Origin of the sequence: Hymenobacter fodinae (genome assembly GCF_004745825.1) — a bacterium.
GTDB lineage: Bacteria > Bacteroidota > Bacteroidia > Cytophagales > Hymenobacteraceae > Hymenobacter > Hymenobacter fodinae.
In genome coordinates, this window is record NZ_SRLA01000005.1 from 1 (window position 1) to 19,585 (window position 19,585).

At 56.9% G+C, this 19,585-nt stretch carries 14 protein-coding genes; 3 read left to right on the forward strand and 11 right to left on the reverse strand.

Annotation, left to right across the window (positions count from 1 at the left end; genetic code table 11):
• Nucleotides 1–2,243 (forward strand): malectin domain-containing carbohydrate-binding protein (locus EU556_RS20250; protein WP_135435974.1); only part of this gene is annotated, 2,243 nt, incomplete at its 5' end.
• A 250-nt stretch (nucleotides 2,244–2,493) separates the two neighbouring features.
• Here EU556_RS20250 and EU556_RS20255 read toward each other — a convergent pair.
• Together EU556_RS20255 and EU556_RS20260 are read right to left on the reverse strand one after the other, a co-directional pair.
• Nucleotides 2,494–2,958, reverse strand: coding sequence for a DinB family protein (locus EU556_RS20255; protein ID WP_135435975.1), 465 nt, complete (start codon nucleotides 2,956–2,958; stop codon nucleotides 2,494–2,496).
• Nucleotides 2,959–3,044: 86 nt separating this feature from the next.
• On the reverse strand, nucleotides 3,045–4,847 hold the full coding sequence (locus EU556_RS20260; protein ID WP_135435976.1) for a peptidoglycan D,D-transpeptidase FtsI family protein: 1,803 nt from the start codon (nucleotides 4,845–4,847) through the stop codon (nucleotides 3,045–3,047).
• Between the two features lie 705 nt (nucleotides 4,848–5,552).
• Here EU556_RS20260 and EU556_RS20265 point away from each other — a divergent pair.
• A complete protein-coding gene (locus EU556_RS20265; RefSeq protein WP_135435977.1) occupies nucleotides 5,553–6,041 on the forward strand; it encodes a YciE/YciF ferroxidase family protein in 489 nt (162 codons plus the stop codon).
• A gap of 596 nt (nucleotides 6,042–6,637) precedes the next feature.
• On the opposite strand, the gene EU556_RS20270 is transcribed toward EU556_RS20265, so the two are convergent.
• Together EU556_RS20270 and EU556_RS20275 are read right to left on the reverse strand one after the other, a co-directional pair.
• Nucleotides 6,638–7,381, reverse strand: coding sequence for a hypothetical protein (locus tag EU556_RS20270; protein WP_135435978.1), 744 nt, complete (start codon nucleotides 7,379–7,381; stop codon nucleotides 6,638–6,640).
• A gap of 81 nt (nucleotides 7,382–7,462) precedes the next feature.
• A complete protein-coding gene (locus EU556_RS20275; RefSeq protein ID WP_135435979.1) occupies nucleotides 7,463–10,939 on the reverse strand; it encodes a methylmalonyl-CoA mutase family protein in 3,477 nt (1,158 codons plus the stop codon).
• A gap of 525 nt (nucleotides 10,940–11,464) precedes the next feature.
• Here EU556_RS20275 and EU556_RS20280 point away from each other — a divergent pair.
• Nucleotides 11,465–12,055 (forward strand): hypothetical protein, encoded by a 591-nt coding sequence (locus EU556_RS20280; RefSeq protein ID WP_135435980.1) that lies wholly within the window; start codon nucleotides 11,465–11,467, stop codon nucleotides 12,053–12,055.
• Nucleotides 12,056–12,164: 109 nt separating this feature from the next.
• Here the strand turns inward: EU556_RS20280 and EU556_RS20285 are convergent, their stop codons facing one another.
• The 7 genes from EU556_RS20285 to EU556_RS20315 all read right to left on the reverse strand — a co-directional run bounded on the left by EU556_RS20285 (nucleotide 12,165) and on the right by EU556_RS20315 (nucleotide 19,584).
• Nucleotides 12,165–13,124 (reverse strand): carboxypeptidase-like regulatory domain-containing protein, encoded by a 960-nt coding sequence (locus tag EU556_RS20285; protein ID WP_135435981.1) that lies wholly within the window; start codon nucleotides 13,122–13,124, stop codon nucleotides 12,165–12,167.
• Between the two features lie 58 nt (nucleotides 13,125–13,182).
• Entirely contained in the window at nucleotides 13,183–13,536 is a 354-nt protein-coding gene (locus tag EU556_RS20290; protein WP_135435982.1) for a hypothetical protein, read from the reverse strand.
• A gap of 126 nt (nucleotides 13,537–13,662) precedes the next feature.
• Nucleotides 13,663–14,517, reverse strand: coding sequence for a carboxypeptidase-like regulatory domain-containing protein (locus tag EU556_RS20295; protein ID WP_167855657.1), 855 nt, complete (start codon nucleotides 14,515–14,517; stop codon nucleotides 13,663–13,665).
• Between the two features lie 268 nt (nucleotides 14,518–14,785).
• The gene (locus EU556_RS20300) at nucleotides 14,786–15,412 is read right to left on the reverse strand and encodes a DUF1349 domain-containing protein (RefSeq protein ID WP_135435984.1); all 627 of its coding nucleotides are present in this window, start codon (nucleotides 15,410–15,412) and stop codon (nucleotides 14,786–14,788) included.
• Nucleotides 15,413–15,662: 250 nt separating this feature from the next.
• Entirely contained in the window at nucleotides 15,663–16,724 is a 1,062-nt protein-coding gene (locus EU556_RS20305; RefSeq protein WP_135435985.1) for a M14 family metallopeptidase, read from the reverse strand.
• A 54-nt stretch (nucleotides 16,725–16,778) separates the two neighbouring features.
• Nucleotides 16,779–18,161, reverse strand: coding sequence for an ABC transporter permease (locus EU556_RS20310; RefSeq protein ID WP_135435986.1), 1,383 nt, complete (start codon nucleotides 18,159–18,161; stop codon nucleotides 16,779–16,781).
• Between the two features lie 4 nt (nucleotides 18,162–18,165).
• On the reverse strand, nucleotides 18,166–19,584 hold the full coding sequence (locus tag EU556_RS20315) for an ABC transporter permease (protein WP_135435987.1): 1,419 nt from the start codon (nucleotides 19,582–19,584) through the stop codon (nucleotides 18,166–18,168).
• Between the last annotated feature and the right edge of the window lies 1 nt (nucleotide 19,585).

The window sequence follows — 19,585 nt, forward strand, 5'->3', positions numbered from 1 at the left end:
TGGTGTATAACACGCAGCTGGTGGGCAACTGGGTGGAGAACGTGGAGGACCGCACCAACACGGGGGCGCCGGCCTACATCGGGCTGCTGCCCTACCAGTACGGGGTGAGCCAGAGCCTGGGCACGGCGGCCGTGGGCGTGGAAGTCAAGAACAACACCCTTGTCGCCCGGCCCTCTTACGTCCGCTCAACCATGAATAATAACGTGTTGGGCACGGAGGGATATTACAACTACTTCCTGGCTCAGTTTAACGGCCCCGTTACTGACGCGGCCATTACCCTGGGCACTATCTTCCAGAACAACACGGCCCGCAACACGGCCAACGCTTTTTACCTGAGTACTGGGGCTAATAACACGCTGCTCTGCTCGACCACTCTTAACAATGTCGGCAACCTCGTAGAGGACCGTACCTTACCGAACAGCACCCAGGCTTCCATCAATACGGCCGCGTGTTTGGCAGTGGCTGGAGAAGCCCTCCGGACGCCGGAAAACCCTTCGGGCACAGCGGCAGGCCTAGACTATAAGTACTACGAAGGTTACTGGAGCCAGCTGCCTGATTTCAATACCCTGAAGCCGATCAAAACGGGCCAGGTGGCCAACTTTGATTTGAGTATGCGGCAACGTGACTCTGGCTACGGGGTGCAGTTCACAGGCTTTATTACGGTGCCCCAGGACGGTATGTATACCTTCTTCACAAATTCCGATGACGGGTCCAAAGTATTTATTGGCTCCACGGAGGTACTGTATAACAACAACTCACAGGGCAACTCAGAAAAATCGGGGTCCATTGGGTTGAAAGCGGGCACCCATGCCTTCACGGTAACGTACTTCCAGAGCGGGGGTGGGCAATTGCTCAACGTAAACTACCAAGGGCCCGGCGTACCCAAGCAGGTTATTCCGGCTTCGGCACTGCGCCGGGGAGGTACAACTTCCGTTGCCCCACCAACGGCTCCCGCACCATCGGTTGGCAGCGCCTTCCGCATCAACGCTGGCGGCGGACAGCTCAGCACTGGCCTAGGTACCTTCTCTCCCGATAACTATTACTCGGCCGGTAGCAATACGTACTCTACCAGCTCGGCTATTGCCGGTACTACTGATGGGGCGCTCTACCAGACGGAACGTTACGGCAGCAACGGCACTCTGAGCTATGCAGTACCCGTGCCCAACGGCACGTATCGGGTGGTGCTGCACTTCGCGGAACTGTACTGGACCACCTCGGGCCGCCGAGTATTCGACGTAAGCCTGGAAAACCAGAAGGTGCTCGATAACTTCGACATCTTCAGAAAAGTAGGCGTTAACACGGCCACAACGGAGACGTTTACTGTCAACGTTGCTGATGGAACCCTTAACCTGTATCTCAGCTCGCTGGCCAGCGATGGCGGCGCAGATCAGCCGAAAATCTCGGCTCTGGAGCTGGTGCCTACTACTAGCGGAACTGCGCCCGCACCCGCGCCCGTAGGAACAAGCACCTATCGCGTGAATAGTGGGGGCGTTCAGGTGAGCACTACCCTTGGTACCTTCTCCGCTGATAGCTACTACACTGGTAGCAGCAGCACACACTCCACTACCGCCCTTATCAATGGCATTGATGCTCTGTACCAGACGGAACGTTACGGCAACACTGGTACGATGAATTATGCCTTCCCCGTAACCAATGGGCAGTATAAGGTGGTGCTGCACTTTGCCGAGCTGTACTGGAATGCCACGGGCCGCCGGGTGTTTGACGTGAGTCTGGAAAACCAGAAGGTGCTTGATAACTACGACATCTTCAAGAAGGTGGGGGCCCTAACGGGTACCACCGAAACATTCACCGTCAACGTCACCGATGGGGTGCTGAATCTTTACTTCAGCTCCTTGGCCAGCGATGGTGGGGTAGACGCTGCCAAGATTTCGGCTATTGAAGTTCTACCCGCTAGTACTTCGTTGAGCGCAACTTCCAGCTCGGCCATGCAAGTGTTGTCGGGTAGTGGTACTGCAGAAACAGTCCGCACGGCTCTGACGGCTTATCCGAACCCCTCAACCGGGATGTTCACGGTTGCCTGCGTGAGTGCAACAGCTCAGCCGGCCACACTTACCTTGGTTGATGCCCTAGGCAAAGTAGTCCTGACCCAGCGCGTGACGCTAACAGCGGGGCAGAACGAAATGCCAGTACACGCGCAGCAAGTGCCGGAGGGAATGTACCAGCTGATTTTGCAGCCTACGCAGGGTGTTCGACAAACCAGTAAAGTGGTAATTCAGCACTAACCGGATCTGCAGCCTAAACTGCTTTCGGATGCCTACAATACAACAGCCGCTCCCTACCCGGGAGCGGCTGTTGTGTTATACATGAGCAGCTGTCAGTGGCTTGGCCAGGCTAGGCAGAGAATACTGGCGAATTCTTCCGTGAGCTAGGCCATGCCCGACAGGTTGTGGCCACACAGATAGTCAATAATCCCGCTGCCACCGAAGCAGGGCCACGCAGGCCATAAGTTTGAGCTACTACTTATGCGCGTAGCTAACCTGGCTGCTGCTGCCCGGAGTCGAGTAAGCGCCGGTGATAATTAATCTGGCCCAAGTGATAGGCCAGATGAGTGGCCAGATGTACCAGGAAATATTCGGTCGATGTCTTCTGGTCAAAAACCAGGAGGGGGTATTCCCGCGCCAACATGTTGGGGTCTACTTGCTCTAGTGATGCATCTACTCTGCGGCTGGTGTCCTGTAGCATTTCCAGCAGCTCTAGGCGAGGAACGTTTTTTAGCGAGAATTCCAATTCGCGGTGCCGGGTATACGGTATGCCGCCAAGTTCAGCTCCGATATAGGTATTCAGATTGCCGACCAAATGCAGACATAGGTTGCCGGCCGAATTGGCTATACCTTTTTCAACGTGCCAGATCAATTGCTCATCGTTGTACAAGGTGAGTTCCTGCTGCACCCGGTTCAGGTCCCGTTGGAACAGGTGGCGGAGAGTATCAAGTAGCATATACAGTAGGTCGTTTGCTTGGACAGCGCTTGGGTTTGCTTTGGTAGTTGGTTGAAAAGGTATACACCAGTGCATCTCAGTACCAGCTAGTACCCGTGCCGGGCCCGGCTCTGAATACGGGCTTCCCAACGTTTGCGCTTGGGGGCAATGGTGCCACGCAAGTACTTTTCCATCACCAAGGCCGCGCAGGGCGCCGCAGCATCGGCTCCAAAGCCTCCGTTCTCGATGTACACCGCTACGGCAATCTGAGGATTATTGGCTGGGGCAAAGCCAACGAAAGCAGCGTGGTCGTCGCCCTCGTCGTTTTCTACCGTGCCGGTTTTGCCCGCCACCGTAATGCCTATGTCTTCTAGGCTGGAGGCATCCGCCGTACCTCCTTTCTGCATTACGGCCACCATGCCGGGGAGGAGGGCTGCGAAATGGGCGCTATCCACTAGAGTATAACGCTTCTCGGTGAAGCGGGGCAGCGGTCCACCTGCGCCTACGCTGCGCACTAAATGGGGCGTGTAATACCAGCCGCGGTTGGCAATGATAGCCGCCATATTAGCCATTTGTAGGCCTGTCAGGTTTATTTCGCCTTGGCCTATACTTAGTGAATAAATGGAGCGGTACCGCCACCGGGTAGTGCCCCGGGCCTTGTCGTAGTACTCAGGGGTGGGGAGGAAACCCGGCGCCTCACGCGGTATATCTACCCCCAGCACTGAGTCGAGGCCAAACGAGCGTACGTAGCGGCGCCACTCGGCTAGGTTGACGTGGCGAGCGGCTACAGTGTCCTGCACTAAACTATCGGGCACGTAGTTGATGAGTTTCCCCATTACCTGATAGAAATAGGGGTTGCAGCTATACTTAAGCCCGGCGGTGAGATTGTTGGGGGCCGGGTGCTTATGCACGCAGCTGACGAGCTTTTGGTCGCAGCGGAAGCCGGTAGTAGGGGTGATGGCACCTAGTTGCAATGCCACGGCGGCATTCACCAGCTTAAACACCGAACCAGGTGGATTGGCGCGCATAGCGGGTCGGTTGATCAGCGGCATACCTTCCTGTTGCAGCAGCTTGGCGCGCACCCCGGCCAAATCGGGGGCGGTGATGGTGGCGGGCTTGTAGATGGGCGCCGACACGTAGGCCAGTATCTCGCCGGTGCGCGGATCAAGCGCCACCAGGTACCCCTTGCGGCGGCCCAGGAGTTGTTCGGCGTAGGCCTGTAGCTTCACGTCAAGGGTCAGGTGCAGGTCCTGGCCTTGCTGGAAGGTGGTGTCGGGGGCCCAGCTGCCGTGGGTCTGGCCTTGCTCATCCACCAAGGGGTGCAGCGTGCCCCGGCGGCCATTGAGGATGCCGTTATAATAGCCCTCTAGGCCACTGTTGCGCAGCTGGTAGAAACGGCCGCGGCGGTAGCGCCTGGCTTGATTATAGAAGGCTTCGGCCTCGGCTGCTGAATAGCCCAGCACGTGAGCGCCCACGCTGGTGGTGTAAGTGCGCTGGCGGCTTTCGGTCAGGGTGAGGGTAGGCCAGTCGCGGCTTTTGCGGCGTACCCGCGTTGCTTCGGCGGCGGTGAGGCGCAGCTGCACCGGGTACCCGGCCGGGGCTTCCTCATAGGGGAGGGCATCAGCAATGCGCTTGCGGAGGGTGGTGGGTCCCCAGCCCAGCAACTGGCCTAGGGCCAGGGTATCGAGTGGGGGGCGGCGCGGCAGCTTGAGTAGGTATTGCGGACGGGTGGCTACCAGTACCGAATCGTGGCGGTCGAGGATGCGGCCGCGCTGGGGCACCTCGGGCAGCACAATACGCCGTTTGGTGTACACAATGCTCGTATCGGGAGCCTGAGGCGGGATGTCAGTTTGCGGCTGTTGAAATGAGGAACAGGTGACCAGCACCAAAAACACGGTTAGTAAACTCATTCTTCAAATTGCAAACAGGTAAGGCCACGGGCATTCGGGGTTCTTTACGCAGTTGCCGAGTTCCTAGATGTGTCGCCCAAACCAGGGAGTGCGGGTTATCTGCTGCCAATACTGAGAGGACCGCCGCTAGGCTCTCCATGGCTTCTACTTCGCTCAACGCTCTGTCACAAGATCAGGCGAAACGTACCTGCTTCACTTTCAAGACGTAGACGCTTTACTGCCGCAGAGTCACCTACAGGATCTTGTCATTTTCAGCTTACTCACTCTGGTTTGCTAGGCCTTGAAGGTGAGTTAACCAACTCTTAACATTTCCCCTTTAGCTTATCCTTAAGTGACAGGAGAGTATTATTAAAGTGCGATTTGCGCGTGAAGGTGTAGCCTGATAGCTCAAACTACATGCCTCTTGATATTGGTTGTAGAGTTCTGTAAATCAGTGATATGTATGTAAATAGGGTGCTGTAATAGTAGGCCAACCATTAGGTAGCAACCGTAATTGTATTTAGGGAATAACAAGCGGTGAGTATACTACTTCGCTGCTGGGCCTAAACAAGTGCTCTACCCGTGTAAAATGTTGATAACAAGCCTGTAAAGCCAAACAAATGTGCGGTGTTTGTTGATGACATCGGCGGCCAACCAAGTGAAATAGAGTCCGTTGGAATAGCTGAGCAAGCAAACCTTGCTCTTGACCCCATATCCTTCTGAGCTATGAACACAGACGACCTGAAACAACTCATCAAAGACGGCCTCTCGGCCCAGCGCGCTGGCAGCCAGGTGGCAGCCCAGGCCACCGACGAAATCCTCAACGACGCCAAGCACCCCGAGCTGAAAGCCGCTCTGCAGGAAGGCAACGAAACCTCCAAGAAGTGGGCCCAACGTATTGAGGATGCCATTGCCGAAGTAGGCGGCGCCGAGAACCAGAACAATGAAATTCTGGAGGCCCACTACCGGGTGAGCAAGGAAATCCGGGGCAAAGCTACCTCCGACACGACGCGCGACCTGGGCATCATAGCCAGCGGACAACTGGCCCTGCACTACTGGATTGCTTCCTTCGGCACGGTAGCCTCGTACGCCTCCTCAGCCGGCCTCACCCAAACCGAACAAAACCTGAAAGCCTGCGTGCAGGAAGCCAAACAGGCCGACGACAAGCACACCGACATTGCGCAGCGCATCCTCGTCGAGCAAGGTCAAGAGTAAAGTCAGTTCTTTACAGCATTCCTGCTAACCGTAACGCAACCGCGCCGCTTGGAGGTATTCAAGCGGCGCGGTTGTGGTTTAGAATATTGTGGCTACCAGAGTATACCCAAGGAAACTGCGCGGCCCGGGCGACTCCAAGCCGCGCGGTACTGCTGGCCGCTAAAGCGGCTGTGGGAGGCATGAGTTACATTGCATAAAGCTCACACCAAACAAAGGTTATACTTTAGAATTACGCTTTACAAAAATACCGATCTGACAATTAAAATCTGTTGGATCGGACGGCGACATTAAGTTTATTCCATAATCATTGTTCATTATCTGCAATTTTTCTTCGAGTTTAAAGTTCATGCTGACTACCTCGCACTTGTATCCCTCCAAAGTAACGATGTCACCGATAGAAATAAATTGTGAGTTATCCCATGTGTGTCTTTCAATATTTAAAAGTTCGTCAAGATCTTCTCTATTATAGATATAGCAAATACTTCGCTCGTTGTCGCCGGAATACGAAAAGAGGAGTCTTGCTATAAATCTCTCGGGTTACTTAGAGTTAGACATGTTTCAATGTTTTTTTATGGGTGATTGAATTTATATTAAGATTAATACGAGCCAGTTTCAGGCATAGTAAAATCGATATTAGTCATTTCATATGTTCGAACGTTATAAGCTTTAAACTGGTCTTCTTGAGTGGTGTAGAACAAGCCCCAATAATCGAAGTAGGCATCACTGGTGACATTTTGAATCGGTTCGTCGATTTTTTGAAGCGTTCGAAAAACAGGTTTTTGTTTCCAATCTTGGCTTTCTGCTTCCCTGTCTTTAAAGATTGGAATGAAGATTTGGTAAGGAAGCTGATTATCTAAAATAAAGCTTTGGACTCGGCTGGATAATACATCCATAATAATGTTGATGTTCTTCGCAATACCATCGACATGTACGTTGTATATGCTAATGTCTATATCCTTAAACTTGATATTTATCTGATCAATATCTGGTTCCTTATCTTTGTCTCTTTCTTTAATTATTGAAAAAGCGTCTTTTATAGGATTTGCTATATACTTAACGAGTACTTCTTTAACAGTGTCCTTAATTATGTCTTTTGCCGCTTCACTTACCATGCCGCTTCCGAAAACGATTAGGTCGTGTATGTTTTCATTATGGTAAACGGTCATTATCATTTCATATAATCCACCTCCTAAAGCGTCAGAGGGCTTTCCACTTATAAATAAGTTGAAGTTTTTGGATAATTCTGATTCGAAATCATCTATTCCCTCCAAGTCTATCATTTTACCATCATTGAGCGGGTATGCCCAGTATGAAATGGTTACTAATGGCTTCGTGGTCATTTTTGAAAACTGTTAACGTTAAAACGGGTGCTACCTCTCACAAGGTAGCACCCGTTTCTATTCAGCCAAAGCTACCTTAGCCTACATATTCCGGCGATACTGGCCGCCTACCTCAAATAGGGCATTGGTCACCTGGCCTAGAGAGCAGAACTTCACGGTTTCCATCAACTCCTCGAAGAGGTTGCCGTTGGCTACTGCTACCTGCTGCAGCTGCTTCAGGCGCTGCTCGGTGGTGCCTTGGTTGCGGGCGTGCAGGTTCTGGAGCATTGTGATTTGATACTGCTTTTCCTCCTCCGTGGCGCGGATAACCTCGGCGGGCACCACCGTGGGCGAGCCTTTCGAGGAGAGGAAGGTGTTCACGCCAATGATGGGATACTCGCCCGTGTGCTTGAGCATCTCGTAGTGCATGCTTTCCTCCTGAATCTTGCCGCGCTGGTACATGGTTTCCATGGCGCCCAGCACGCCGCCACGCTCCGTAATCCGGTCGAACTCGGCCAATACGGCTTCCTCTACCAGGTCGGTGAGCTCCTCGATGATGAAGGAGCCTTGCAGCGGGTTTTCATTTTTGGCCAGGCCTAGCTCGCGGTTGATGATGAGCTGGATGGCCATGGCCCGGCGCACCGACTCTTCGGTGGGCGTGGTAATGGCTTCATCGTAGGCGTTGGTGTGCAGGGAGTTGCAGTTGTCGTAGATGGCGTAGAGAGCCTGCAGCGTCGTGCGGATATCGTTGAAGTCGATTTCCTGGGCGTGCAGGCTCCGGCCGCTGGTCTGGATGTGGTACTTCAACATCTGCGAGCGGGCGTTGGCGCCGTACTTCAGCTTCATGGCCTTAGCCCAGATGCGGCGCGCCACGCGGCCAATTACGGCGTACTCAGGGTCGATGCCGTTGGAGAAGAAGAACGACAGGTTGGGCGCGAAGTCGTTCACGTCCATGCCCCGGCTCACGTAGTACTCCACGAAGGTGAAGCCGTTGCTGAGCGTAAGGGCCAGCTGGGTAATGGGGTTGGCGCCCGCCTCGGCAATGTGGTAACCGGAAATCGACACCGAGTAGAAGTTGCGAACCTTCTCCTTGATGAAGTACTCCTGCACGTCGCCCATGAGGCGCAGGGCAAACTCCGTGGAGAAAATGCAGGTATTCTGGGCCTGGTCTTCCTTCAGGATATCAGCCTGCACGGTGCCGCGCACTTGGCTGAGCGTGCGTGCCTTAATGGTGGCGTACACGTCGGCGGGCAGCACCTGGTCGCCGGTTACGCCGAGCAGCATGAGGCCGAGGCCATCGTTGCCGGCGGGCAGCTCGCCCTGGTAGCGGGGGCGCTCCAAGCCTTTCTCCTGGTAAATCTGGTCTATCTTGGCGTCAACCTCCGCCTCTAGGCCATTCTCCTTGATATACAGCTCACACTGCTGGTCGATGGCCGCGTTCATGAAGAAAGCCGCCAGCGTAGCCGCCGGACCGTTGATGGTCATCGACACCGAGGTGGTGGGGTTGGCCAGGTTAAAGCCCGAGTACAGCTTCTTGGCATCGTCGAGGCAACAAATGCTCACGCCAGCGTTACCGATTTTGCCGTAGATGTCGGGCCGGTGGTCGGGGTCTTCGCCGTAAAGCGTCACCGAGTCGAAGGCCGTGCTCAGGCGCTTGGCCGGCAGGCCCGCCGATACGTAGTGGAAGCGGCGGTTGGTGCGCTCAGGGCCACCTTCACCGGCAAACATACGGGTAGGGTCTTCGCCCTCACGTTTGAAGGGAAACACGCCCGCAGTATAAGGGAACTCGCCGGGCACATTTTCCTGAAGCTGCCAGCGCAGCAGGTCGCCCCAGGCCGTGTAGCGGGGGAGGGAAACCTTCGGAATCTGCTGGTTGCTGAGGCTGGTGGTGTGCGTCTGGATGCGGATTTCCTTGTCGCGTACCTTGAATACAAACTCCGGAGCTTTGTAGGCGGCTACCTTTTGCGGCCAGGTCTCCAGAAGCTTCCAGTTCTGCCCGTCCAGCCGAAGCTTGATCTCCTCGAAGGTGCTCTCCAGGCCGGCCACGAGGCCTCCGGGTTGGCTTCCGTGGCTGCCGTTCCCAGCGCCATGTCCTCCAGCGGCGTTGTTCCCGAGGCTTTCGACGGCTCCGATGGCTTGCTTGATTCCGTAGAGCTGCTGAGCGGTGTCAGCTTGTTTTTGAACCCACTGGTCATACTGGCGGTTGGTTTCGGCTATTTCAGAAAGATAACGCGTGCGGTGGGGCGGAATGATATACACCTTCTCCGACTGCTCGGCGGAAGTTTTGAGGTGGGAAGCAAAGCCCGCGCCCGTCTTGGCTTCTACGGTAGCCAGCACGGTCCGGTACAAGCGGTTCATGCCGGGGTCGTTGAACTGCGAGGCGATAGTGCCAAACACGGGCATCTCATCCAGGGGCTTGTCCCAGAGCTGGTGGTTGCGCTGGTACTGCTTGCGCACGTCGCGCAGGGCGTCGAGGGCGCCGCGCTTGTCGAACTTGTTGAGGGCAATGACGTCGGCGAAATCGAGCATGTCGATTTTCTCCAGCTGAGTGGCAGCGCCGTACTCGGGCGTCATCACGTAGAGGCTGGCGTCGGAGTGCTCAATGATTTCGGTGTCCGACTGCCCGATGCCCGAGGTTTCGAGGATAATCAGGTCGAAGTCGGCGGCGCGCACCACGTCCACGGCGTCCTGCACGTACTTGCTCAGGGCCAGGTTGCTCTGGCGCGTGGCCAGGCTGCGCATGTACACTCGCGGCGAGTTGATGGCGTTCATCCGAATCCGGTCGCCGAGCAGGGCCCCGCCAGTTTTGCGCTTGCTGGGGTCTACGGAGATGATGGCAATAGTCTTCTCCGGGAAGTCGAGCAGGAAGCGGCGCACCAGCTCATCTACCAACGACGACTTACCTGCGCCGCCCGTACCCGTGATGCCGAGGATGGGCGCTCGTTTGCTTGCGGCCGGAGAAGGGTCGATACGCTGGTCGTTGCCGGCTTCCGACTTCTGGAAGTCAGCAATCAGCTGGCCTTTTACACGCTCAAACTCCTGGGGGAAGTTCTCGGCGGCGGAAATCAGGCGGCCAATGCTGCGGGCGTCTTTTTCTTTTACGTGGCCGGCCTCGCCGTTGAGGTTCTGGCCGGTGGGGAAGTCCGACTTCTGGAGCAGGTCGTTGATCATGCCCTGCAGGCCCATGGCGCGGCCATGGTCGGGGGAGTAGATGCGGGTGATGCCGTAGGCCTCTAGCTCCTCAATCTCAGAGGGCAGAATGACGCCGCCGCCGCCGCCGAAGATCTTCACATGGCCGGCGCCGCGCTCCTTCAGCAGGTCATACATGTACTTGAAGTACTCGTTGTGGCCGCCTTGGTAGGAGGTAATGGCAATGGCCTGGGCATCTTCCTGAATGGCACAGTCCACGATTTCCTGCACCGAACGGTTGTGGCCTAGATGGATAACCTCGGCACCGCTGCTCTGAATAATGCGGCGCATGATATTGATGGCGGCGTCGTGCCCATCAAACAAGGCGGCCGCTGTCACGATGCGGATGTGGTTCTGAGGCTTATACGGAGCTACGGGAGCTGCTTGCATAGCGCGGGGGAATTTGGGTGGATTTGGGGTAGCGAAGGTACGAAAAAAGCCCCGGCGGGGTGGCCTAGGGCTTTTTGTATATAGTCCTACTAATCTTTTCTACATTCGAGCTTTATATATCAATATCCATACGATGGTGGATGAAGAGTTAGGTGAAGTAATTGTCAAAAGCTTTTTTGCTCTAGTAGGTGGCTCAGTTCGTTGGGCCTTTTTCCGTGGTCTATTGGGCCTCACAAAACGCACGTATCTCGATTATCTGGATGATACGTTTAGTAATGTGGTGATTACACTAGTGCTACTATTTCTGCTTTGCATACTAGTAGGAGCAAATAGCAAATTTCATGACTTTGCTATTTGCTGCCTAAGCACTATTAATAATCTATGGGAATGCGCGCTGTACTATGTGGTTTTGCTTTACTAGGGGCCACAATTTGGTTATATGCAAGCCGGATGCTGGTTTATAAAAATGGTAAAACCATAGAGGAGGTGTACTCGCACTATCACTAGTTTGGTTCATATCAGGAGATGAAGGCCGTTTATTATAAGAATGAGAAAGCGCTACGCACCAATCGGAATGAGTTGTTAGATGCCGGCTCAGGCATTGCCATTGCCAGTATTACCCTCTGGCTGTTTGTCGTCGGAAAAGGCCTTCGAGCCGTTGCGCAACTGCGTCAGCTCAGGACCCCGAACAAGCGGCAGTTTTTTATCTGGTTCAATACCGGGTGGGTGGTGCTATTCGCGGCGCTGCACTGGTACTACCATTATAGAGGCGTCCGAGGTGACTTCCCGCCCTTTGCTGACTCTATCGGTATTCCGCTTTATTATGGCACGATAGGCCTGTTGGTCTTTTGGCCGGTACTGAATCTTCTATGGCTGCTGGTGCTGTGGCCTGTGCAACTAGGCGGGCACTTGCTGGTGAAACCACTGGCCTACACATGGCAGTCTGTTCTGGTGGAAGGCTTGTGCGGCGTATGGCTGCTGATAGTGGGACTGTACTCCATCTCGACCATCATCGATGGTGACCACCTGACCATACCCGTGGTTTTACTGTTTATATATCTGCTACTGGTACTGCGAGCGGGCCACTTGCAGGCCTTCAATCAGAAGTTACAGTAGCTACCGCGACTTCGCGAGCTGCAGCTGAAAGCCCGGTAGTACCGTTTGACTGGCCAGTTCGTCGTCAAAGTCCTGCACCGGTTTAGGTACCAACTGTCCTAGCGCCTGATTATTCCGTCATCACGGTGAAGTAGAGGCTAGGCTGCATGGGGTGGGTGGTCCAGGCGGCTTCGCTGTTCTCGCGTTCTACCACCACCTGCTTGGGTTGGCGCGTGACGGGTATGGAGAAGTACTTGTCCCAGGGGTCTTTCTTCTCGCTTTGCAGCCATTGTATGGTGGCAAAGACGGGGCGGGCCTCTAGCTCCAGGGCGTAGGGGCGCAAATCAATGGTTTGCCAGCCGTGTTCCTTATTAGTGCAGATTAGCTGAATGTCGCGGGTAACCAGTACCCGGCCAGGTCGACCTTGTTCCACGGCGTATAGGTTCAGGCGAAAGCGCAGGTGCTCGTAGGTGTTGGTGGCCAGAAACACGTGAAACTCCTCTAGGTAAGTGCGCTTGGCAGGCTTAAGCAAAGTGCCAAACTCCCAGCCCCATTCATCGTCCACGGTTTCCTTGCCGCTGGAGCCAGCTAGCCACAGAATGTCTCCTTTGGCACTGTTGCGGCCTAGCAGGGCAGGGTGCACGCGGCGGTGTTCTACCACTACGTCGCGCAAGGCTTGTTCCTGCGGCAGGAGGCGGAACTCACGCTGACCGGCGGCCAAGGCCCTCGGGAGTACTACTTCCCGAGAAAACCCCACGCTGGTTACCACCAGCGTATCCGTCAGACCTGCGGGCAGGCGTAACAGATAGCGGCCCTGTTCATCGGCCACGGTGCCAATGCTACGGTGCGGCACGCCCAGGGTGGCAAAGGGCACCGGCTCGCCGGTTTTGGTATTCAGAACGCGCCCTTCGAGAACGGTGGTTTGGGCCCGGAGGCTAAGGCTAGTGAGCAGGAGGGGAAGCAGGAAAGTAAGCTTGTGCGGCATGGAGAGGAATAGGCTGGCAGAGCAGCCTACGAGCAGATGATGAACATCGGCGGCAAAGGTAGGCCGGAAGCCGGCGCAGTAACGGGGGCGGAGAGCTAGGTACACATAAAAAACACCTGGGCTGCGTGGCGGCCCAGGTGTTGGGGTATTTTGCTTGGAGCAATTACTGTGCAGCTTTCTGCTCCAGGGTCTGCAGCAGCTCGTCGGCAGCTTTTTCAATATCGTGGTAGCCCTGCTGGGCGGCGCGCTCCTTGGCGGCAATCAGGCCGTCGCGGTGCACGGTTTTGAAGTCGCCGTAGGGAAAGTGGTAGCGGCCCTTGGTGTCTTCGCCCTTGCTCATATCCAGGCCCAGGTGCCACTGGCTGTACTCCTGAATCTCGTGGCTATCCAGAAACTTGTTTTCGGCGGAGGTATCGGGGTTGTGCTGGCCCCAGTGGCCCTCGTCGTTCTTGAGCTTGCCTTCTTCAATAAGGCGTTTAGCGAATTGTACGGCGGCAGGATTTAGTTTAAGGCTCATGAGGGGAGAAATTAGGTGAAGCAGTAGTTAAGGCCGGCGGGCGGCTCTAACTACTTACGCTTCAGGTTGCTTTCTGTTAAAGCCGAGCTAAGCCCGAAGCCTGCCCCCAGTGGCCTAGGCCACCTCTTACTCTTTGTAGGCCTGCACGCTCAGGTTCATGCTGGGGTTAACCGGATACAGCTGCCACCCCGCCTCGCTCTTGTCGCGGACGTAGGCGCGGCGGAATGGGTCGGGGAAGGCGGCCGGTACGCTCAGGTGCTTGCCCGTAGTCACAGGCTCGTCGTTATCAAGCCACTGCAGGGCCAGGGCAATCTTCTGGTCCTTTTTCAGGTGGAGGTTGTAGGGGCGGAGGTCGACCTTCACCCAGCCCAGTTGCTGGTCGCCAAGCACAAACTGCATGTCCTGGTCGGTGAGCAGGGTGGTAGGGTGGTTGCCTTCCGCGGCGTAGAGCTTTATGCGAAAGCGCACAAACCTAAAGTTATTGCGCTCTACATACAGCGAGAAGGCATCGACAAAGCAGTTGGCCGATGGCGTAAGAAAGGTGCCGACTTCCCACCCGCGCTTGTCCTTGGGTAAGCTGTCTTTGGGGGCCCAGTTGCCCCAGTGCGCCATGCCCCCCGCGGCTTCCCGGCCCAACACGTGCGGGGTTAGCTTCCCGTGGCGGACAGCTACCTCCTTAAGCTGGGTGGCTTGCGGGGTAAGCACAACCGCCGGGTGCAGCCTCAACTCAGAGGCTAGGCGCTGCTGGGGCAAGAAACCAACACAGGAAACCACCACAGTATCGGTGGGAAGGGCCTGCTCCAACGTCTGGAGTCGGAACTGCCCGGCTTCGTTGGCTACGGTGCCAAGGGGCTTGCCTTTCACTCCCACGGACGCGTAGGGTACTGGGGCACCTGAGTCAGCGCGGGTGATGTGGCCTAGCGCCGTTTGGGCCCACGCCTGGGTAGCCGTAATGAAGTAGAGGAAAACAACTGCGCTCAAGCTAAGGCCTAGCCTGAAGCGGCTTGCTGACGAATGAGTAGTGAAGGTGATGAAGGATAGAGCGTGAAGCCAGTTGAACATCATACAGGACAAGCGAAAGAATAGGCAGTGTCCGGTGTAGAGTAGCTGGCTAGGCCAGTCAGTTGCATTGCCGCCAAACTCCCGACTGGCCTAGGCCATTCAGTTCCTGAAAAGCAAAGAAGCAGTAAGCTCACGTCTGCATCCAGACAGGCCTACTGCTTCTCACTATTTACTTAAACGGAAACGCCTACTTGGTGGCGGTAACGGGCGTAATCGAAAACTCCTCAAATTCTACGGGGAAGCCCTTGCCATCGGGGGCGGCGCACATCAGACCTATCTGCACTTTCTTGCCGGGGGTGGGCGGGAAGTAGGCTAGGCGCAGCATCTTGAAGTCTTTGTTGTCGAAAGAATACTGAATTTCCACGTAGTCGCCCTTGCGCAGCAGGGTGAGCCACACGGCCTTGGGGCTATCCTGGCGCGGCACCACCGACCAGTCAGACACCTCCCGCGTTACCACGGCGCTGACGTTCTGCACGCCCTTCACGTACTCGATGCCGGTCTTGATCCAGTTCTTCTCATCCAGTCGAATCATGAGGCCGGCCTGATCATACAGCTCCTTGTACTGGCCTACCACTTTCACCTTGGCGAGGAAGTCGCCCTCCTGCTCTTGGTAGTAGAAGTGGCCGTTGTCGCGGATGAAGCCGTAGTGGGTCACGCGCCAGAAGTCGGTGCCGCCTTCCACCTGCACCTGCAGTTTAGACGCAGAAACGGTGGATTTGGCCGGGACGTTTTGCCAGCGTAGGCCAGTAAGAGATTGAGCCATGACGGTAGAAGCCGTGAGGAAAAGCGCGGCGGAACAGAAGAGTAGTTTCATAGGAGGGAAGGCGGGCTGCTTATCGTATTGCAAGGAAGTCAGAAAAAACGCATCTGTACTCTTGATGGCCGAGTACCGTCCCTGATGAATTGACACCTTCCTGTAACAAAGGGACGTCATGCTGAGCGAAGCCGAAGCATCTTTACCTCTGGCTAACCAACAGGCCTAGAGACGCGGTAGAGATGTTTCGGCAAGCTCAGCATGACGTTCACTTCAATACATATATATTCTGCCTAATACTGGGGCAACCTCAGCGCTGCGACTGACCCCCCGGCGGGATGTTGCCGATGCTGAACAGGTCCTCGCCTTTGCTGATGGGAGGGGCGCTGCTCATGTAGAGTATCACCCCATCCACCGACGACACCACGTCGGCCAGGTGGTTGCCGAACAGGTCGGTGAGGTGGCCTAGCGTACGGCCCTTGTACACGTACTCGCCGGCCTTTACCTGCGGGTAGAAAAAACCGGTAAGGGTGCTGCTGATGGTGGTGCGCCGGGCAATGAGCAGGGGCTGATTGGGGGCAGGCTTGTTGGCCGTGAGGCCTAGGTGGCCTAGGAGCCGGTGCAGGGCTTGCTTGATCTGGGCTACGTTCTCGGCCTCGGGGAGGCCCAAGCGGCCGCACTCAATATCGGCGGCCGGAATGCCGCGCTTGGTGGCTTCGCGCGAGCAATAGATGCTTTCTTCCTTGAGCGTGGGCTCATTGCCGAACTGCACCACGTAGGGGAAGCCCATGGCCACGGCCATCTGGCGGGCTTTTTCCGAGGCTTCGGGCTGGTCGAAGTAGTTGTAGTAGCCGGAGTAGGGGCGTAGGTCTTCGGGGGCGTCGCCGGCGTGCACATCCACGAAGTAGTTGCAGCGGCCGATGATGTCGTTGCTCAGCACCCAGGCCATCCGCTCGGTAATGGTGCCGTCGGCCTTGCCCGGAAATACCCGGTTCAGGTTTTTGTTGTCGAGGGGGTTGACGTCGGTGCGGTGCCCCAGGAAGCCCGGCACGTTGGCCAGGTGCACCAGAATAAGGGTGCCGCTGAGCTGGGCCGGGTCGAGGGCCTGCGCAAACTGCTGGGCCGCCAGAATGGGCGGGTACTCGTAGCCATGCACGCCAGCCGTGATGCCCAGCACCGGCCCCGGTTTGGTGCCGTGAAATACGGTAACCGGAATCACGGTACTGTCGCGGCCCGCTACCACCGACAGCAGCATGGAGCGTTTAGTGCCGGGCTTAATGGTTTCGTTGCGGAAAGAAAATGGCTTTACGGCCGCGAGAGCCAGGTGTTGAAAAGCGAAAAGGAAGATGGTAAGCAGAACTCGGAAAGGCATGCGAAAAAGAAATAGTGGACAATCGGCCCGGCCAGCAGCGGCTGGCTAGGCCACCTAGCGCGGGTTGACGGGCCGCGCCCGGAACAACAGCAGCCCGGCTACCAGCACGGCTCCCGTGCTCACCAGCAGCTTGCCCAGGCCGCTGAGGGCGGTGGTGGGGTCGGAGGTGCTGGTGAAAGTGTGGGTGGGCTCCTTGGCGTAGTCGGCGTGGGTGAAGGCTACTTTGTGGAAGAGGTAGGGGTAGTAGAATCCGCGCAGCGCATCGTGGTAGCGGGTGGCGCTCTGCTGGAACGCCAGGTGAGCGGGCAAATCGGTGCCAGCGAGGGCGTTGAGGCTAGTTTGGGCGTTGATGGCGGGCGAAAGCCAGTTGAGGCGGTTCACCAGCTCGTAGCGTTGGCGCAGGCCATCGGTATAGGCAGAAGCCAGTTCCTGCACCGACTGGTCGCCGAGGTGCTGGAAGGCGTAGTACCAGCGCCACACGAAGCGCTCTTTAATAGTGGCCGTGTCACGATACTGCGGGTAGAGGGCAAAAAAGCGGTTCATGGTTTCGGTCTTGGGCTTGTCCCAGCCCCCATGAATTTCGTCGCGCTGCTTGATGGTCAGCTCCAGGCCCTGGGGCACGGGGCGGGCGGCACTTACAAACACGTTCAGCAGGCCCGGCACCAGCACCACCAGCACCAGCCACACGCCCACCAGCGCCACGGCGTTGAAGGCCGAGGTGCGCTGCCAGCTGGTAACCAGAAAGGCCACCGCAAACCAAAACAGACAGTACAGTACCACCAGCGCCAGCCACAGGCCTACGCGCCCATCTGGCGGCACCTGGGCCCACAACATGGCCACCCCCGACAGTACCAGCACCAGGCCCAGCACCAGCGCCACGCGGAACGCCAGCTTGGCCGCCACCAGGGTGGCGGCACTCACCGGCTGAGCTAGCAGCAGCGTCAGAATGCCCTGTTCTTTTTCGTAAGAGAGCAGATTAAAGCAGAGGGCAATAATCAGGAGCGGAAACAGGTACACCAGCACGAAGGCCAGATCAAAGTTGCCACTAAGGGCCTTGGTGGGGTTTACGTTTTCGGAGGCGTAGAGCTGACCCTGCAGGCCTAGCAGGCGCAGCTTCACGTAGTAGGGGTTCACGTCGCGCTGGCCCAGGGCGAGGCTGGCCCAGGGCGTGGGGTGGTGCACCGCAAAGGTGGTGTGGTAGTACCCGATTTCGCCGGCATCGGCCTCGTCGGGGAACTTCACTTTCAGCTCCTCCACGTTGTGGCGGGCTAGGGCAGGCAACTCGGCCAGGTGCTGGCGCTGCCGGTTTATTTCAGAAGTGCCGTAGTAGATACCGTATAGGCCTACTAGCAGCACTAGGCTGGTTAGCAGCACTAGACCTTTGGCGGCCCTGAAGTGGCGCCACTCGGCGGCAAACAAAATCCAGAATGTCTTCATCGACTTACGCAACTCTTGTGTTATCAATCACCTTCAGGCCCAGCCAGCACAGGCCCACGGCCCACAGCAACAGGGCCAGCGTGGGTACCAGCAGGTAGCCCAAGGCCCAACCCAAGGGCGGGGCTTCGTACTCGAAGGTGGGAATGGCCCGCCAGGTGGCCGCATCCAGCTTGCGCTCCTTGTCGCCGTAACCCATGCCGGCCTGCAACTGGTTAAGGCGCTGTACCAACTGGTAGCGGTAGGCTTCGGCGGCCTGCTGGAAGTGCACGTAGTGGGCAAAGTCGGAGCCAGCCAGACCCATGGAAAGCGGCCGGATAGCCTGGTAGGGGTTCAGCAGACCCGCCCAGGTAGACAGGGCGTTTTGGCGCTCGTAGGTGCGGGTGAGGTCCGCGAAGTGCTGCTGATACACCTTGCTGGTGTAGGCTTCACTTTCGGCCATCACCAAGCCGGCTACGCTCACGGGCAGTTCCTTTTCCGAAGTCACCCCGTACTTCTTGAGCAGGCCTTCTTTGAGCGCCGCCGAGCGCTTGTCCTGCGGATCGTGGCCGTTGATGCCGCGCTGGGCCTGCTCGTGCACCTCGGCATCCATCTGGGCTTTGGTGATGGTGGGGAAGAGGTGGGCGCCCACGTTGGCGGTGGCTTTGGGCAGAATGATGGTGCCCAGCATCCAGCAGCCCAACAGCGTAATAAGAGCTGATCGTGCGTGCTCCTGCCAGGCCGATACTACGACCGAGCCTACTATCCAGAGGAAGAAATACACCGCGTAGCTCAGCACGAACAGGCCTAGCCGCGTCCATACATCGGGGCTGCCGGCTACTTCTTCCTGCCCAAACAGCAGCCAAGCCGCCAGCAGCAGGGCAGGTGCTACCACCAAAGCCACCGCCCGGCCGTAGCCCGCCACCTTGCCCCAGGCCACTTGCCGCAGCGACACGCCTTGGCTCAGCAGCAGCTTGAGGGTACCAGTTTCGCGCTCTTCGGTGAAGGCACTAAAGCACAGGAATATAATCAGCAGGGGCACCAGCTGTTGCAGCACGAAGGCAACCGTCAGCTCCCCGAACCGGATGAGGGAGCCCGACTGCTGAGCCTGGCTGAAGTTGACGCTGTTCTGCTGGTGGGCCTCCAGAAACACGGAGGCCCCGGTAAACGAATCCAGCCCCGAGTCAAGCAAACTCAGGCCCGACTTTGGCCGGAAGGCAAAGGAGCCGTAGTGTGCCACCCGGTGGGGGTGGCGGTTAGGTTGGTGGTGGAATTGGTCATTTACGGTTTGCTGGGCCACGGCGCGCTCCTGCTGCAGGGTGCGGTACCTGGCCCGGCCCACCAGCGTGGCGGCCAGCAACAGGCCTAGCACCAGCACGCTCAGCACCACGAAGCGTCGGTCGCGCAGGGTGCTCACAAACTCTTTCTGGGCAATGCTCTGCATCATG

Coding starts and splice junctions, on each gene's coding strand:
- EU556_RS20255 (WP_135435975.1), bottom strand. CDS start 2,958: ATGCTACTTGATACTCTCCGCCACCTGTTCCAACGGGACCTGAACCGG.
- EU556_RS20260 (WP_135435976.1), bottom strand. CDS start 4,847: ATGAGTTTACTAACCGTGTTTTTGGTGCTGGTCACCTGTTCCTCATTT.
- EU556_RS20265 (WP_135435977.1), top strand. CDS start 5,553: ATGAACACAGACGACCTGAAACAACTCATCAAAGACGGCCTCTCGGCC.
- EU556_RS20270 (WP_135435978.1), bottom strand. CDS start 7,381: ATGACCACGAAGCCATTAGTAACCATTTCATACTGGGCATACCCGCTC.
- EU556_RS20275 (WP_135435979.1), bottom strand. CDS start 10,939: ATGCAAGCAGCTCCCGTAGCTCCGTATAAGCCTCAGAACCACATCCGC.
- EU556_RS20280 (WP_135435980.1), top strand. CDS start 11,465: ATGAAGGCCGTTTATTATAAGAATGAGAAAGCGCTACGCACCAATCGG.
- EU556_RS20290 (WP_135435982.1), bottom strand. CDS start 13,536: ATGAGCCTTAAACTAAATCCTGCCGCCGTACAATTCGCTAAACGCCTT.
- EU556_RS20300 (WP_135435984.1), bottom strand. CDS start 15,412: ATGAAACTACTCTTCTGTTCCGCCGCGCTTTTCCTCACGGCTTCTACC.
- EU556_RS20305 (WP_135435985.1), bottom strand. CDS start 16,724: ATGCCTTTCCGAGTTCTGCTTACCATCTTCCTTTTCGCTTTTCAACAC.
- EU556_RS20310 (WP_135435986.1), bottom strand. CDS start 18,161: ATGAAGACATTCTGGATTTTGTTTGCCGCCGAGTGGCGCCACTTCAGG.
- EU556_RS20315 (WP_135435987.1), bottom strand. CDS start 19,584: ATGATGCAGAGCATTGCCCAGAAAGAGTTTGTGAGCACCCTGCGCGAC.